15 protein-coding genes are annotated in these 17257 nt (G+C 48.9%); 7 read left to right on the forward strand and 8 right to left on the reverse strand.

Features of this window, described 5'->3' with window-relative positions; genetic code table 11:
- Positions 1-28: 28 nt before the first annotated feature.
- On the reverse strand, positions 29-2125 hold the full coding sequence (locus tag Q0577_RS06145; RefSeq protein WP_298733764.1) for a prolyl oligopeptidase family serine peptidase: 2097 nt from the start codon (positions 2123-2125) through the stop codon (positions 29-31).
- Between the two features lie 211 nt (positions 2126-2336).
- Between Q0577_RS06145 and pfkA the strand changes: the two genes are divergently transcribed.
- From pfkA to coaA, 4 genes are all read left to right on the forward strand, one after another.
- A complete protein-coding gene (gene pfkA / locus Q0577_RS06150; RefSeq protein WP_298733766.1) occupies positions 2337-3317 on the forward strand; it encodes a 6-phosphofructokinase in 981 nt (326 codons plus the stop codon).
- 11 nt (positions 3318-3328) lie between these two features.
- On the forward strand, positions 3329-4819 hold the full coding sequence (gene pyk, locus Q0577_RS06155; protein WP_298733768.1) for a pyruvate kinase: 1491 nt from the start codon (positions 3329-3331) through the stop codon (positions 4817-4819).
- A 134-nt stretch (positions 4820-4953) separates the two neighbouring features.
- Positions 4954-6312: an NAD-dependent succinate-semialdehyde dehydrogenase gene (locus Q0577_RS06160; protein ID WP_298733771.1), complete on the forward strand. Its 1359-nt coding sequence runs from the start codon at positions 4954-4956 to the stop codon at positions 6310-6312.
- Between the two features lie 27 nt (positions 6313-6339).
- Complete coding sequence (gene coaA / locus Q0577_RS06165) at positions 6340-7290, forward strand: type I pantothenate kinase (protein WP_298733773.1); 951 nt, start codon at positions 6340-6342, stop codon at positions 7288-7290.
- A gap of 108 nt (positions 7291-7398) precedes the next feature.
- On the opposite strand, the gene tssD is transcribed toward coaA, so the two are convergent.
- From tssD to Q0577_RS06190, 5 genes are all read right to left on the reverse strand, one after another.
- On the reverse strand, positions 7399-7788 hold the full coding sequence (tssD, locus tag Q0577_RS06170; RefSeq protein ID WP_298733775.1) for a type VI secretion system tube protein TssD: 390 nt from the start codon (positions 7786-7788) through the stop codon (positions 7399-7401).
- Positions 7789-7965: 177 nt separating this feature from the next.
- A complete protein-coding gene (gene tssO, locus Q0577_RS06175) occupies positions 7966-8487 on the reverse strand; it encodes a type VI secretion system TssO (protein ID WP_298733777.1) in 522 nt (173 codons plus the stop codon).
- 127 nt (positions 8488-8614) lie between these two features.
- Entirely contained in the window at positions 8615-9790 is a 1176-nt protein-coding gene (locus Q0577_RS06180; protein WP_298733779.1) for a hypothetical protein, read from the reverse strand.
- An 11-nt stretch (positions 9791-9801) separates the two neighbouring features.
- On the reverse strand, positions 9802-10656 hold the full coding sequence (locus tag Q0577_RS06185; RefSeq protein ID WP_298733781.1) for a TssN family type VI secretion system protein: 855 nt from the start codon (positions 10654-10656) through the stop codon (positions 9802-9804).
- A 31-nt stretch (positions 10657-10687) separates the two neighbouring features.
- Positions 10688-11641 (reverse strand): hypothetical protein, encoded by a 954-nt coding sequence (locus tag Q0577_RS06190; protein WP_298733782.1) that lies wholly within the window; start codon positions 11639-11641, stop codon positions 10688-10690.
- 147 nt (positions 11642-11788) lie between these two features.
- Here Q0577_RS06190 and Q0577_RS06195 point away from each other — a divergent pair, with 147 nt between their 5' ends.
- From Q0577_RS06195 to Q0577_RS06205, 3 genes are read left to right on the forward strand one after another with little or no spacing between them, the layout of a single operon-like run.
- On the forward strand, positions 11789-12850 hold the full coding sequence (locus Q0577_RS06195) for a PKD domain-containing protein (RefSeq protein WP_298733784.1): 1062 nt from the start codon (positions 11789-11791) through the stop codon (positions 12848-12850).
- A gap of 9 nt (positions 12851-12859) precedes the next feature.
- The gene (locus Q0577_RS06200; RefSeq protein ID WP_298733786.1) at positions 12860-13291 is read left to right on the forward strand and encodes a GPW/gp25 family protein; all 432 of its coding nucleotides are present in this window, start codon (positions 12860-12862) and stop codon (positions 13289-13291) included.
- Positions 13292-13299: 8 nt separating this feature from the next.
- Positions 13300-15129: a hypothetical protein gene (locus Q0577_RS06205; protein ID WP_298733787.1), complete on the forward strand. Its 1830-nt coding sequence runs from the start codon at positions 13300-13302 to the stop codon at positions 15127-15129.
- 77 nt (positions 15130-15206) lie between these two features.
- On the opposite strand, the gene Q0577_RS06210 is transcribed toward Q0577_RS06205, so the two are convergent.
- Positions 15207-16229, reverse strand: a complete 1023-nt coding sequence (locus tag Q0577_RS06210) for a transglycosylase SLT domain-containing protein (RefSeq protein WP_298733788.1) — start codon at positions 16227-16229, stop codon at positions 15207-15209.
- Positions 16230-16253: 24 nt separating this feature from the next.
- Complete coding sequence (locus Q0577_RS06215) at positions 16254-17153, reverse strand: hypothetical protein (protein ID WP_298733790.1); 900 nt, start codon at positions 17151-17153, stop codon at positions 16254-16256.
- Between the last annotated feature and the right edge of the window lie 104 nt (positions 17154-17257).

The raw sequence follows: 17257 nt of genomic DNA on the forward strand, positions 1-17257 counted from the left end.
GGCTAGCGGGATAATTCGTACTAATAAATTACTTAAAATCCACGCCAAGATTATACAACGTGAACGCCCATACATCGGTTGCCTCGTCTATTTGTTTGGACGTAGGTTTGCCGCTGCCGTGTCCAGCCTGTGTTTCAATGCGGATCAGCACCGGGTTGGGGCCTGTCTGGCAGGCCTGCAGGGTGGCGGCAAATTTAAATGAGTGGGCGGGCACTACGCGGTCGTCATGATCGGCAGTGGTAACCAGGGTGGCCGGATAAGCGGTACCTGGCTTCAGGTTATGGAGGGGAGAGTATTTTACCAGGTAACGGAATTGTTCAGGATTGTCGCTTCTGCCATACTCAACCGCCCAGGCCCAGCCAATGGTGAAATGCTGGTAACGCAGCATATCCATTACGCCCACAGCCGGCAGCGCCACCTTGAAGAGGTCCGGCCGCTGGGTCATACAGGCTCCTACCAGCAGGCCGCCGTTGGAACCACCCCTGATGGCTATACGTGAAGGGTTGGTATATTGCTGCTGTACCAGGTATTCTGCCGCGCCGATAAAATCGTCAAACACGTTCTGCTTATGCTCCAGCATACCCGCCTTGTGCCAGGCTTCTCCATATTCACTGCCGCCGCGCAGGTTCACTACCGCGTAGATACCGCCCTGTTCCATAAAGAGCAGGTTGGAAGGACTGAAGCCCGGCGTCATGGGAATATTAAAACCGCCATAGCCATAAAGCAGTACCGGGTTGTTGCCTTGCTGCTGCATTCCCTTTTTATAAGACAGGAAAATGGGTATGCGGGTACCGTCTTTACTGTTAAAGAACACCTGCCTGGTTTCATACTCGTCCGGGTTGAAGTTAAGCGTAGGCCTGGTATAAAGGGTAGATTTACCGGTGGCTACATCATATTTATATATTGTGCCGGGAGTAGTATAAGAGCTGAAGGAATAGAACAGGAATTTGTCGTCTTTCTTTCCATTGAAGCCACTTACCGAACCTATACCCGGAAGTACCACTTCCCTGGATGTAGCTTTCGCGCCCGGCCTGATCTCGTACTGGTACATGCGTTCAGAAGCGTCTTTCAGGTAGCCCACAAACAGGCGGCCGGCTGCCATACCTGCGCTGGAGAGCACTTCCGGTTTCTCGGGCACAATGGTTTCCCAGTTCTCCTTTTCTGGATGTGCAGGATCTACCAGCACGATCTTATAATTAGGCGCATCATGGTTGGTGTGCACCAGCAGCTTACCCCCTATATTGTCTATCACACCAGGCTGGAAGTCGAAACCTTTGATGAGCAGTTTAAAGTCTTTCTGCCCCGCATCCTGCAGATCACGGTACCAGATCTCAGCACCGGACGTACCTTCCGTGGTGTGGAGGATCAGGAAGCGCTCATCTTCCGTAACAGCCACGTTGGCATTGCGGAGGGGGTGGTCTTTATCTACAAACACCAGTTCGTCCTGCTCCTGCGAAGTGCCCAGGCGGTGATAGTATACCTTGTGGAACTCATTCTTCTGGGAAAGGCGGTTTTTCTCGCCGGGGGCGTCGTAGCGGCTGTAGTAGAAGCCATCGCCCTTCCAGGAAAGGCCGCTGAACTTGATCCATTCCAGCTTATCGGGCAGCAGCTCCCTGGTGGCCACATCCATCACAAAGGCCTGTTGCCAGTCTGACCCCGCGCCGGACAGTAAATAAGCTACATAGCGGTGATCCCTGGAGAAACTGACGGAGCCGAGGGCCGTAGTGCCGCTGGCAGACAGCTTGTTGGGATCAAGGAACACTTCGGGCTTGCCGTCCAGGCCTTTCTGGCGGTAAAGGACAGACTGGTTCTGCAAACCATCGTTCTTATAATAATAGTAATATTCCCCTTCGCGGAAAGGCGCCCCGGTTTTTGGATAATTCCAGAGAACGGAGAGGCGTTGCCTGATGGCGTCCCGGAAAGGGATCCTGGAGAGGTAAGCATTTGTTACCGTGTTCTGCTCCTTTACCCAGGCGGCGGTAGCTTCACTGTGGTCGTCTTCCAGCCAGCGGTACGGGTCCGCTATTTTAACGCCATGATAATCATCCACCGAATCTGTTTTCATCGTAGCCGGATATACCATCCCGGCTTGCTGTGCCATTGCACTGCCTGTTAAAATACTCATACCCAATACCAATATTTGTCTATAATGCTTTTTCGTCATAAGTATAGTTTTTGAAAAAATTTCCAGGATTGTTTAACTAAAATTGAAAATTTCAATTATTTAAGCGGATTACTGTTAGGAAACAAAATCCAAAATGTTATTTTTGTGCGCCCTTTCGGTGTTTTTTTAACAAATCAATATAAGCACCGGGAAGATAAATATTATATCCTGAATGAAAAAAGTGAACAACATTGCGGTTCTTACTTCTGGCGGGGATGCCCCAGGCATGAATGCGGCTGTACGTGCGGTGGTAAGAACAGGTATTTATCACCAGTTGAACGTTTATGGCATCATGTATGGCTACCGGGGAATGCTGAGGAACGAGATCCTGCCAATGGAATCAAAATCAGTGGCCAACATTATCCAACGTGGGGGCACCATCCTTAAAACGGCCCGTTGCAAGGATTTTTATGAGCCGGAAGGCAGGAAGAAAGCCTACGAAAACCTGAAAAAGCACAACATTGACGGCCTGGTAGTGATTGGAGGTGATGGTTCTTTCAAAGGAGCCCAGAAATTCTCTGAAGAATTTGACATCCCCTGTATCGGTTTACCGGGTACTATTGATAAAGATATTGCCGGTACGGATTTTACGATCGGGTTTGATACTGCCGTAAATACCGCTATCGAAGCTATTGATAAAATACGCGATACTGCCGATGCGCACGACCGTCTTTTCATTATTGAGGTGATGGGACGTGATGCCGGTTATATAGCGTTGTACAGTGGCATTTCCACTGGTGCGGAACATATCATGATGCCGGAGCATAAGTCTGAAGTGGAAGAGATCATTGCAGACCTGCAGGCTAATGAGCGCCGCCGCAAACTGGTGAACCTGATCGTAGTGGCGGAAGGCCATGAAGCAGGCGGCGCCAACGGCGTAGCGGAAATGATCAAGCACGAGCTGCCGAACGCAGACACCCGTGTGTGCATCCTGGGCCATATCCAGCGGGGCGGCTCTCCTACTGCGCAGGATCGTATCCTGGCCAGCCGTATGGGTTTTGCAGCCGTGAACGCACTGCTGGAAGGCAATCATAACGTGATGGTAGGCATCGTAAACAACAAAATCCACTATACACCGCTGGATCATGCTATAAAAGCAAAAGAAGAAATGGATCCGGAATGGGTTAAGATGTGTAAAATTCTAGCGAGTTAAAAATAAGCCGTATGAGTACAAAGGATTTATCCAAATATTACCACAAGCAGATGGATCATGAAAAATCCAGGGAACACTCTAATCACAAAACAAAGATTGTTGCCACTGTAGGACCTGCTTGCGATACCTATGAGAAATTGCTGGAGCTGGTGCAGGCCGGCGTAAATGTGTTCCGTCTGAACTTCTCTCACGGCTCACACGAAGACAAGCTTCGCATTATCCAACATATTCGCCAGATAAACAGCACTGAACCTTACAATGTAGCCATCCTGGCAGACCTGCAGGGCCCCAAGCTGCGTGTGGGAGAGATCGAGAACAACGCCCTGCCCCTGAAAGCAGGCGATATCCTCACTTTTGTGAACGAGAAAGTGGTGGGCACCAAGGAAAGGATCTATGTTTCTTACGAGAACCTGCACAGGGATGTAAAGCCCGGTCAAAAGATCCTGCTGGATGATGGCAAGATAGAAACCGTGGTAAAAGAGGTGACCGCTGCCGGAGAGATCAAGGCAGAAGTAACCCTGCCGGGCGTACTGTCATCTAAAAAAGGGTTCAACCTGCCTGATACCAAGGTTTCCCTGCCTGCGCTGACAGACAAGGACCTGGTTGACCTGGAATTCATCATTGACCAGGAGTGCGATTGGGTGGCCCTGTCTTTTGTACGTAACGTAAAAGACCTGACTGATCTGCGCAAGAAGCTGAAAGAGCGTAATTCCAAGATCAAGATCATCTCTAAAATAGAAAAGCCGGAGGCTATCCAGAACCTGAAAGAGATCATCTGGGAAAGCGACGGCGTAATGATCGCCCGTGGCGACCTGGGTGTGGAACTGCCGGTAGAGCAGATCCCGATGATCCAGAAGGATATCATCCGCAAATGTATCCACCGTGCAAAACCGGTGATCGTGGCTACCCAGATGATGGAGAGCATGATAGACCGTACCCGTCCCAACCGTAGTGAAATTACGGACGTGGCCAATGCGGTACTGGAAGGCGCCGATGCGGTGATGCTGAGCGGCGAAACCGCTACCGGTCAATTCCCTGTACTGGTGATCCAGACCATGAAGAAGATCATCGGGGAAGTTGAGAAAGAAGACATCATCTACAACCGTAACCTGATCCCCCACCGTCACTCTTCCACTTTCCTGAGCGACGCCCTTTGCTATAATGCGTGTAAGATAGCAGAAGACCTGGATGCAGACGCCCTGATCGGTATGACCCAGAGCGGCTACACCGGCTTCATGCTGAGCAGCTACCGCCCGCGTTCTCCGCTGTATATCTTTACCAAGGAAAGAAGCCTGGTAAACCAGCTGAGCCTGAGCTGGGGTGTGCGCGCCTTCTACTATGCTGAAGAAGAGAGCCTGGACGATATCGTGTTCGACCAGATCAACATTCTCAAGGAAAGAGGCTTCATCAAAGCAGGCGATGTGGTGGTGAATACCGGCAGCACGCCTGTAAAAGAGCACCTGCCTACCAATGCCCTGAAGATCACCAGGGTAAGTGAATAAGGTACTAACGGCACTTAAAATAGAAAGGAGAAGCAGCGCAGCTGTTTCTCCTTTTTTTTACGGATAATGCTATTCATGGAAAAAGTACGCCATTAGCGCATATAAGCCTTAAATTTGAGGCCTAAAATAATTTTATGGGTACTTTTAAAAGCATATACCCGTACACACTGGAAACCATTGCCGAGTACGCAGCGCATACTGATAAAGAGATTGAAGCCAGGCTGGCGCTGGGCCATACCGCTTACCTGCAGTTACGGCAGATGCCGCTGCAGCAGCGTTGCGACCTGATGCTGAAAGTGGTGGAGCTGCTGAAAAAGAACACCACGGCCTATGCCACGGTGATCACCAGGGAGATGGGTAAAACACTGAAAGAAGCAAAGGCAGAAGTACTAAAATGCGCCACCAGCGCAGCATACTATGCTCAAAATATGGCGGAGATCTTACGGCCCAGGCCTATTACAGCCGATGCCAAAAGGAGTTATGTAGCCTATGAGCCCAAGGGTGTAATACTGGCAATTATGCCCTGGAACTTCCCCTACTGGCAGGTATTCCGCTTTGCCATTCCGAATTTACTGGCCGGCAATGCAGGCCTGCTGAAACATGCCAGCAACACCAGCGGTTGCGCACTGGACATTGAGAAGATCTTCCTCGAAGCTGGTTTTCCGGAAGGCGCTTTTCAAACCCTGCTGGTATCTTCCAAAAACATAGAACCCGTTATCGCCGATATGCGCGTGCAGGGCGTTACCCTTACCGGCAGCACGCCGGCGGGCATGAGTGTGGCGCAACTGGCGGGTAAATACATAAAAAAGACCGTGCTGGAACTGGGTGGCAGCGATCCTTTTATTGTACTGAAGGATGCCGACCTGGAAAAGGCGGCCTCCATTGCCGTAAAGGCCCGCATGCAGAATGCAGGGCAGTCGTGCATAGCTGCCAAACGCTGGATAGTGGAAAAAGACATTGCAGCTGCGTTCACCGATAAGGTAAGCAGCCTGCTGCAGCAGATGAAGCAGGGAGATCCGCTGGCGGAAGATACACAAATGGGTCCTATGGCGCGGCCCGACCTGGCGGAGGAGCTGGCCGGGCAATTAGCAAAAAGCCTGCAGCAGGGAGCTCAGCTGTTAACCGGCGGAACACATGACGCCTGTAATTTTGCCCCTACCCTGCTGAGCGGCGTAACACCGGATATGACAGCTTTTGAAGAAGAGACCTTTGGTCCGCTGGCTGCCATCATCACAGCTGAAAACGAGCAACAGGCCATTGCGCTGGCCAACCAGACACCGTTTGGCCTGGGCGCCGCGCTGTGGACCAGCGACATAGAAAAGGCCACCCGCCTTGCCACACAAATAGAAAGCGGCAATGTGTTTATCAATGACATGGTACATTCAGATGCCCGCCTGCCTTTTGGCGGTGTCAAGCAATCCGGCTACGGCAGGGAGCTCTCGTCCGAAGGTGCGCACGAATTTCTGAACATCAAGACCGTGTACGTGAAATAAAAGCAATGCTGCTTCCTATATCCGCATATGAAACAACAAACTAAACCAGTGCGCTACTCTCCTTACACCACTATCAGCAGGGAAGAATGGGCCAAAAGAAGGGACGATGCCATTATACATTTCGAGAATGACCTGCATAAGCTGCAGGGCCTTAATGAACCACTGACATCGGAAGAGATACTGCAGGTGTACCTCCCGCTCTCCCGCCTGCTGAACCTGCATGTAACAGCAGCCCAGCAGCTCCATGCTACTACCAGCAGGTTCCTCAACAACCATGCGCATAAGGTGCCCTATATCATCGGCATTGCAGGCAGTGTGGCGGTAGGGAAAAGTACCACCGCCCGTGTATTGCAACGCCTGTTATCTGCCTGGCCCAATCATCCGCGGGTAGACCTGGTAACTACAGACGGTTTCCTGTTTCCCAACAAGGTACTGGAACAGAAAGGGCTGATGAACCGTAAGGGATTTCCTGAAAGCTATGATATCAGAAGACTGATACATTTCCTTGCCAATGTAAAATCAGGCATGGAAAAGATTGCTGCGCCCATTTATTCTCACCTTGAGTATGACATCATACCCAACAGCGTGCAGTGGATAGAATCGCCTGACATAGTGATCGTGGAAGGTATTAACGTGTTGCAGGTAAGAGCGCGTAAAGAACGCGAGCCGGCGGTATTCGTATCTGATTTCTTCGACTTTTCCATTTATGTGCATGCAGAAGAAAAACACCTGCGGCAATGGTATATTTCCCGTTTTGAATCATTACGGCGCACTGCCTTCCAGGACCCTCACTCCTACTTTCACCGGTACGCCCATCTTTCAGACGAAGAAACAGTGGCCATGGCTACCCAAATATGGAACGGGATCAATAAACCTAACCTGGAGGAGAACATTGAGCCCACGCGTTACCGCGCCAGCCTGATACTGGAAAAGGGCAGCCATCACTTTGTACAATCCATACAATTAAGAAAAACTTAAGGCGGGACCAAACTCACTTTAACGCGCGTATAACCTTAACGCATACATGAAAAAACCCCGTTCATTGCAGAACGGGGCTTCCCAAAAAATGTCTGTGACATTATATTACTATCCTACCCATTGGTTAATGTGGGAGCCGCTGCCTGATGACAGTTCGCGGGCAGAGATAGTAAAGCTAATTGTCATCGGGTTCGGATTGTCTGCTTCGAAGTTCTCTTCGAATTTTACCAGATAGCCCTCTTTGAACTCAACTGTTTTTAACTTTGAATCAGAATCTCTTTTGTAGAAGGTGATCTTACCATCTTTTCTTTCAAAGTTGTTGACCATCCATTCAAAGAGATCTGTTTCTCCGGTGGATTCTACTGTTAAGCGGATGCGGCCGCCGCGGGTAATGGCGGACGGACGGCCCGTGGCGTCTACCTCCTGACTGAGGTCATAGCTGCAATGTTTTACAACGTACTTTTTGCCAGCTACTTCGAATTCGGATTTGAAGGACATGGGTTAAATGTTTAAGGTTACCAAATAAAAAAATACCAAGAAGTAATAATAAGTATGATAACCAAATTTAGCGTATACCGCTAAGGTAGACAAGCCAGCAGGGCGGATAAGCAGATAATTTAACAAATAAATTTTAAACTAATTTTTAAAATTAATAATGTAACACAGCCGTCACCGTTATCTTCCCGGTGTGCTTGCAGACAACCTTCTGTAGTAGTCAAGCTGGCTCTGGGTTTGATTTAGCTGGCTGGTAAGATCCTGCACCTTTTCTTTCAGTTCGGCAATTGTTTTCTGTGCATCCTGCAGACCGCGGAGCTGCTGTTTGCTTTGATGCAATGCCAGTCCGATCTGCACAGAATTATCATACAGGTTGTAATGACTTACCACATCTTTCGGAATGGCATTGTGCATATCAGATAATCGTTTGGCCACTTCCTGGTCCATATAGATTGCATTCTGATTGGGCATATTAATAGAATCCAGGTTGGTCTTTACTTTCTCAAGGTTCTGCAGGAAAGATGCCTGGAATGCTTCTTCCTTGCGGAAAGTACTCAGTTCTTTCCTGAGTTCAGTGTTTTCTCTTACCGGCACCTGGTAGTTAAAGAAGATGGCCAGCACGAAAAGGCCCACTGTGACAACAAAAAATAAAAGGAACCATAAAAAGGCGGTTGTTCTTTCCTGTTTGTTTAGTACTTGCATGTTTATTTTAGCTTTTAGCTTTTGGCAATTAGCCTGTAATTTTTTACAGACTTATCTGCTAATTAGTATATAAATATGATAAAGGCATTGGCTAACAGCTAACTGCTAATAGCCAACAGCTGCTTTATCAGTCTGTAAAGAACCAGCGTTTTGTTTTGTGCTTGCGAAGGTATTCGCTGTCCTCCGGTGTCTCTTCTTTCACGAAGATGCTGCTGTCAGTTTTGCGGCCGATATAGTCAAGACGGCTGAGGCTATCAAAGAGTTTGTTCACTGCGCGTACAAAGGGTATCATGGGTTGCAGGCATTCCCTGATATCAGTATGCCTGTAGCGGATGTTGGCGCAATTTACCATAAGCGCCTCCAGCTCTCCTTGTTTCAGCTCGCACCATTCACTGAAATAGTTCAGCAATTCTTCCTTACCGGCGCTGGCGCGCTGGTCTATGGCGTTCTTCATTACACGTGCCAGTCCTGCAATTATCTCCAGCATGACAGCCGGCGCCTGGTATAGTCCGAGCCACCGGAACTGTGAGATGCGGGTGCCAAGATATTGCACTACCCGCTCGGTGATATAGAGCACTACCTGTGCAAGGTCGTTATCCTGTTTACGGGAGTAGATCTTCTGTACAATGTGCACGCCATAGAGCTCCATCTGCCCAAGGAACTGATCCAGCTCCTGGTGAAGGTCTGCCAGTGCAGGATGTGCAGCGATCATGGAACAGGGCGGAATGTAATCATCATCCAGCTCAGGACGTGCATCCTTCACCGTGATCCTGCCCAGTATCATCTGGTAGCTGCCCAGTTGCCCCTGCGGCAGCTGAGACACCGGCGTTACCTGCAGGGTATACTCCGGCGTAGCATAGGGCAACCTGGGCGGATCTTCCTGCAGCAGCGGCTCTCCGCTGGGCTGGCGGTTAAAGGGATTTACCTGCATCAGTATATAATAAGCCGTTTCTGTATGCCGGGGATCCCAGTTATATACAGTTTCAGGAAAGGTAGTAGCATATTTAAGTGAATGCACGGTATGTTCGGGTATTTCTATACGTGCGCCACCGGGCGTAACGGCCCTGCATTCTGTCAGCTTGATACGCCACTGATGCTGATTATCTGAAACGAACCAGCATCTCAGCGATTCCTTCTGTTCTGCCTTGGGTGGCAACAATCCGTAATTCTGTGCATGTAAGCCAACGGTAACGGCATCCCGGATCTGATCCAGCATCGCATTTTCAGTATCGATAAAATGCTGCTTCTTTATCTTCATGCCATCTACCCAGTTAACGGGAAAATATTTTAAAGGCTCCGCCATAAAAACGATGTTTAAGATATAGTTACTCTGTTACAAATGATCACGCTGTTCTCCTGTATCCCATTCATAAAAACGGGCTTCTCCGGATCCAGCGTTTTAGCGCCTGCAAGCCAGCGCGGTTTGAGATGGAACACCCATCCGTAGGGTTGTCCGTTCGCATCTATGAAGTCGATAGGCGTATTGGGATAGCGGTCGTTATAATCATTAATGAAGTGATAGAAAAGATCCCCCAGGTCCATTTTTATGGGTGTGCGGGCCCTGAAATAAATGCGGGCATTATCGTTGGCTTTTTTCTCCAGCTCAAAACCTATTACGATCAGGTCTCTCATTTCATCTTCGTTCACTTCCGGTGCTTCCTTATATAAGGGATACTGCCACCATTTATGCACCTTGGCAGGGATGGCCATCATCCTTTCAAATGTTTTATACACAAATGTTGGCAGCACAAATGAGAACATGGAAGTGAGCATGGGATAATAAAGGTAGGTGCCTTTAGACATCCAGTAGTGCATCAATACTGAAAGGCCGCCACCGAAGAGCCAGATAGCCACGATGAAGGCCAGCTCCGAGCCCAGCGTTTTTTCATTTGCCCAAAATCGTGTATACATAAAATGGCAGTGTACAATACCTAAGCCAAGGAACCAGACCATGTAAAAGATGTACTGGCTCATCAGGTTCTGATGTGTAAACAGGTAAGGCAGGGAGGCTACCACGCCAAATACGAGGGCCATGAAGAAAAGGTACCAGAGGGCCTTCTTTTTATAGAGTGCAAAGTTCCGGATAAAGCGGCTTAACAGGGCCACCACCAGGGAGCCGATGGCCAACATAGCCGCTACAACAAAATATATTTTAGCTTTCAGTAACATACCAATGAATGTATATCAAAAATAATTCCGGTTAAAGGAACATGTTATATCCCATGATGCCCTCCCTGGGGTTTGCATCCGCTACAGCCGCTCCCTTTTCGCCTGCGTTAGGTTCAAGAATGGTTTCTACCTCTGCATCAGCAGGCAATAAAAAGCTGTAACAGGTTTCCAGCAACCTGCCATAAGGCTGCCATGGCAAATAATCGTATATGCGGCGATGTTGGAGGGGGCCAATGGTCACTTTCATCAGCGGCATATCGGTGTAAAAGTCTTCTCCGGCCAGTGTATCCATTCCCAGGCGGCACTCGCCCAGCGGGATGCCGCTGCTGCTCTTTACCTGTTGCGGTGCGTGATCGCAGACAATGCTTACCTCTTCTTCGAGTATCACCTGCAGGCATAACTGTACCAACGGAATGTTACCGGCAATGCGGTGCATATAGGGCAACAACTTTACAAGCCGGTTTACAGGAACGCGCGGCAGATCGGGGCTGATATTCCAGAAAGAAAGGAACAGCTGATCTGCATCTTTTCCAAAAGCATCGAACAACAAATGTTTTTCTCTTTGCTCGAGGAATACACGTTGTAAAAAAAACTCATGTTCAATAGGCCTGAAAAATTTACGGGCCTGCAGTTCTTCCTGTTGTTGTTTTTTATAACTGGCCACCATCTCACTCACACCACCGCGGCGTTGTGATGAAAACTCATGGAACAGTCCTTCAGGCAGGCGATCGTACAATCCATCCCTGGAGAGCAGCAGTGTGATGAATGGATGATAAGGCTGCGCATCATCTAATTTCACTCCTGTTATATCACGCGCAAAGGCACGGCTGAACACGTTCTCCATTTGCACGGTAACGGCATCCTGCGGCACGTGGTTATCCAGCAGCTCACCCACTACTACTTCGGCTCTTACGTCTTCATGCAAACAACGAATATGGTCTATCACTTCTTCCAGCACAGCCGCTTTTTGTGCATAGTTCGCCATTTAAGATATTATTTACGGTTTTTCTGCGGTTATTATTGATATGAACAATTGTGTAATGTTAGTTCAGTTTTTCGGGTTAATATCAATTCATATTTAATGGCAATTTATCTAAAAAATTATTTAAAATTGCAAAAACGTGAAAAACCGATGGCCCCACCTAAAACACCCAACGAGCGACAAGTTAACTCGGTAAGACCTTTCAGCAGCATCACCAGCCATATCGATCCGATGGTGTTGTATACTTTCCTGGCCTTGCTGGTAATTAGTGTGGCGATACTGGCTTTCAAGGCCGGTACGCATCAGGATTGCAGTAATATGAGCATAATGTTCAGCAGTCGTGAGCATGGTGTAAATAATACTTATACAGTTGGTGAAGTGATCACTTTCAAGGCCGGTAATACAGGTGAATCACGTTCGGGTTACAGTTGGAATTTTGGTGATTCCAGTGCACAGCAGCAAGGGCAGCAGGTATATCACTCCTTTGCAGAGGCTGGTGATTATACCATCACGCTGCAGTCTGGCAAATGCAGCTGGCAGCAGGATATACGCGTGGTGAATCCCGCGCCTGTGAACACACCTCCACCGGTAGCGGATATATTTCCTGTGATAGAGGGGCCTGAAGAAGCATTTGTAGGCAAGCCTGCTACCTACCGTAACAGCACACCCGGCGCCAACCGCTGGGAATGGAGATTACAGCAGCCCAATGCGGAGACCCATAACGGTTCTTCGCATACATATATCTTTAGCAGTCCGGGAGAAAGGATCATAACGCTGATCGTAAACGGAGATTCCAGCCGCATGGTAAAGAAACGTATACAGGTATTTCCCGCGCCGGCAACAAACCGTCCTGATAATTTTGTACCGCCGCCGTTCCCTGTGCAGGAAACCAAACCGGAGCCTGCCATAACGCCGCAGCCGGAGAAGCCTAAGGTGCCTTCCATCACGGATGATGAATTCCGCGTGATGCTCACGCAGTTAAACAACAAGCAGAAAACCACGCAGGACTTTGCTCCTTACCTGTGTAACAACCTGAATGCACGGGTATTGCTGAACGATAAGGAGGTGAAAACGTTCAATGAGTTCTGCAACGCCATCAGGGGCAAAAAACGTATCAAGATAGAAATGGTGAATCTTATCAAGGACCAGGAAGGATGTGTGAAAGAGATCAGGATACGGTATGACAAAAAAGGATTCCTGGGTATATTTTAGCAAACAAACATGAAAGGACAATACTACCGGTTACCGCTTGACCTCTCCCGTATCCTTCAGAAAAAGGATATGCCGGTGTGCAACCTGGAAGAATCAGTGGGACAGCATATACACCTGCTGATCACTACTGTGCTGGGAGAAAATAAAGATGATCCGGAGTATGGCTGCCAGTTGTGGGACAACGATTTTGATATCAAAGCCACCAACAACGAGATCAAGGAACACGTTGAAAATGCCATCCGGCAGGCCATTGTGCGATATGAAAAAAGACTGGTACAGGTAAGGGTCACAGCGTTTGTGAGCCAGGAAGAGCTGTCTATGCTGAGTGGAAAGAAAATAAAGAAGAAAATTAAAGTGAGCGTTAACGGCACACTGGCCAAGAATAACAACCCGTTCCAGTACAGCAGTTATTTCTTTGTAAGCCCCTTGTCTTTTGACTGATACAGATTATGAAAGAGAAAAAAGAACGCATAAAGGACAGGATGTTAAAAACGGCCGCGCGCCTTTGGGGCTACCCGGATGTGGAAGTAGAAACATCTTTTGACCCTGTTGTGCAACTGCTGCTCGAAGCCTGTGCCAGCGAGCTGGAAAAGATATCCGGCGAGGTGGATGTATCGCACGCCAGGCTGGTAGAACGGCTGGCCCAGATCATGATGCCGGAGATCATCACCAGCAGTCAGCCTGCCTATGGCATATTGCACGCCAGCAGTAATGAAACAGTCACCACCATTCAGGCAGATCACCAGTTCTTCTATAACAGCAGATCGGGACACAACAGCCCGGATATTTTCTTCAGCCCTGTTACACAGCACCGGCTTTTCCGCGGGCATATCCGTTATATGGCCATTGGCAGCAAGCTGTTTGAAAGCAGGGATCACTGGTTCAAGGAACAGGTGCTGCAGGGCGCCATTCTGCCGGATACCGCCCCTAATCATATGTGGCTGGGCCTGTCTATGGATGTGATGCCCGAAAGCTTTGAAGGCCTCTCTTTCTTCTTTGACCTGCGTAATATTCATCAGCAGGAAATGTTTTATTATTACCTGCCCCAGGCGCGCTTCTTCATCAATGAGCAGGAGCTGCCTTTACAAAGCGGTTATTATCACAGCCGCGGAGAGCGGGAGGAAGCGCTGGATACGATGATGAACCTGGCCTTTGACACCAATGCCAGGTACAGCAGCGAAGTGCTGCAACGGTACCGCCGGCACTTCCTTACAATCAATAACCCCTCAGCAGCCATAAAAGGAAGCACGGCACCGGAGAGACTGCGGCAGACATATGGAAAGGACTGGGCCAGTGTTGCACCCAATATTACCTGGATCAGGGTGGAGTTCCCGGAGGCCCTGCATCATACCCTGCTGGAAGACCTGTATTGCAATACGAACTGTTTCCCGGTGATCAACAAGCAGCTGAACGAACAGTCGCTGAAGCTGAACCGCTACCTGAACATCATTCCCCTGCATACACCCGATATTTTCTTTGATGTAAAAAGAGTGTATGACCTGGGCGGCGCCGATTATCATGTGCGCAATTTTACTACCGCAGGTGAAATGCAGGAAGGTGAACTGGTTGTACGCAGCAGTGGTATAGGCCGCTTTGATTCAAGAGAAGCCAAGGAAATTATTGCTTACCTCATTGAAGTGATACGGGATGAAAGCTCGCTGTTTGAAGAAGTGAAGAACGATTATGTAGCGGGCCGTATGCGCGAGCTGCATCAATTGATCGCCTCCCTGGAAGAACAATTGCAGCCATCCAGCAACAAAGGGAATATTCCTTACCTGATGGTCAAGCCCAGGGAACAGGCCAGTTACCTGTTCGTAGAATTCTATACCACCAATGGCACTGCCGCCAACAATATACGGATGGGCACCCGCCTGCAGGAATATGGGAATATACATGTACAACCCACCAGCATTACATTGGTCACCAATACACAAGGGGGAAAAGACCGGCTGAGCATTGATGAAAAGATCAACCAGTACCGCTATCACCTGCTGTCTCATAACAGGATCGTTACGCCGGAAGATATCAAGGCGCTCTGCAGGTATATTTTAGGCAAGGAGCTGAAGTCTGTAGCCGTTACCAAGGGCGTAACCCTGCTGCCAGGCGGCGCTGCGGGCTACAGCCGCAGTATTGATATCCGCATTACCCTGACCAGCCCCCCGGATAAATATACCAGCGGCAGCTTAAACTACCTGAAAGATGAACTGCTGACCCAATTGAAAGAACACGCCGCCAACAATTTTCCTTACCGCATATTCATGAACGACATACTTATGTGAGTTTAATGGTTTGAGCGTTTGAAAGTTTGGAGGAGTACATTTTCAGGACGCCAGCAAACACTCAAACGCTCAAACTTTCAAACGCCTTTAATAAGCTTGACGGCGCCCCCTTCTTTCAATTGAGTTAAGGGCACCCCTTTGTTACCGTCGTTATCGCATAGTACCAGGGTGTTGCCAAAACCGAGATCCACGTAAATACGGTTGCTCACCAGCCATCCCCTGCCGGAAATGTTGGTGTTCCTGCTGATGTACACGCCGTCTGCCTGCAGATCGTCCAGCAGCTGTACGCTTACGAGCTGGCCATCTGTAAAGGAGGCGCTGTTATGCAGGCGGGCATTATAGGTTTGTGCAGGTGTTTTGGTGCGTTTCTTTCCTACGGTGATACGGATGGTGTTGAAGGCAAGATCATTATCGGGGTTGGTGCTGCCGGCGAACACGGAAGCATTGGTGGCATTCTTGTTAAAAACATTAAAGCCAAAACCGGGAAGATACAGTTCGGGGCTTTCAAATAGCTGCTTTACGGCAATGATCTTATAGATATACTGGGCGGTTTCATTGTTCAGCATGAGCTGATAGTAATCTTTACTGCCCTGCTTACGTATGTTGCGGGAGATATTACCAGCGCCGGCGTTATAAGCAGCGGCTGCAAGGGTCCAGGACTGCAGCTGTCCGTACAGTTTACGCAGCAGCACACAAGCCGCCTGGGTGGCTTTGAGCAGGTGGTTACGTTCATCATATCCGTCACCAACTACCAGTCCCAGTTCTGCGGCTGTACCTGGCATCAGCTGCCATACGCCCTGGGCGCCCACCGGCGAGGTGGCATTGGTAAACCCGCTTTCTACTACGGGCAGGTACTTAAAATCTTCGGGGATCTGATATTGTTTGAGTATAGGAACAATAAGCGGGAAGTATTGTTCTGACTTGGCTTTCAGCAGGGGCAGAAAATTCTGATGACGCAACTGACCTTTGATCACATCCATGAGGCGATAGGATACAAAATCGCGTTCCATTGGCACAGCTTCCCCGCAGAAGTCCAGCTGCTGGGCCTTCACTGTGTTAACATACAGGCATAAAAACAATATGAGGTACCTGATGATCATGATCGTTGATCCGGACTGCTTAGCTTATGGTGTGATCATATACTTTGGCAATGCATTGACTGGTGTATAGAGCACCAGTTGTTTCTGATCTGCATTATTCTGCAATACGATGATCACTTCGTCGTTGCGTTTGAATGTGCGTGAAGGCACCACCAGTACAAGGTCCTGGTCTTCCTTCTTATCTACCTTTGCAGGTGTTTTCTTATATAACACCGGCATGGTGTACAGGCGGTCTGCCGCTTTGCTGTCCTTATACATCATAGTAGCTTTTACCGGCTGATAAGGCTGTTGCGAACGGTTTCTCAGCTTATAACAGAAATACACCAGGTTATTCAGTGTCATGGCATTTGAGAAGCTGAGGGAGATGCCGTTTACTTTTGTTTCGTACTGGCGGTTCACTTTCTTCTGTTTACCAAAATCCGCTGCTATTTTACCTACGGTAAAAGTATCTATTTCCGGATGCGCGGCGGCGGCGGCATCATCTGTCACCACGGGTATCTGTTCTCCGTCGCTGCCTTTTACAACGGCTGTTTGCGGGGCATTGCCCGCGCCTTTTTCTGCGCCGTCTTTACCTGAAAGCGTGTACTTCAGTTGCGTCAGGTCTACTTTATCCCGGTAGGCCAGGATGAGGTAGTGAATGTTACCGCCTTCCCTTACAATCAGGTTGGTGGTTCTGGGCATTGGCGCCGTTGGCCTGATAAATACCAGGTTGCCGTCTACAATGCGGTAATCATAATCTGCATTCTTGCCATCACCGATCTGGAAGGTGCTCACTGCTGCGTCACAGCTGATCAGTGTGGCTGCCCCCCTGGTGGTTAATATCGTATCTACGGAATTTCCTGTTTGTGCAATTGCCTGCCGGCTGCTGAACGCCAGCAAAGCGCACAAACATAAGCCGGCTATCACATGCCCTGTTCTTGTCATGCTTTCTGAAATAATTATTAACACAGGTATGGAATTAATGATATGATGTGCAGACAGGCGGATGCGCTTTTCAGCACATGCTCCTGTCTGCACATACGCTCAAT

It is taken from the genome of uncultured Chitinophaga sp. (genome assembly GCF_937898475.1).
In the GTDB taxonomy this organism is placed as follows: domain Bacteria; phylum Bacteroidota; class Bacteroidia; order Chitinophagales; family Chitinophagaceae; genus Chitinophaga.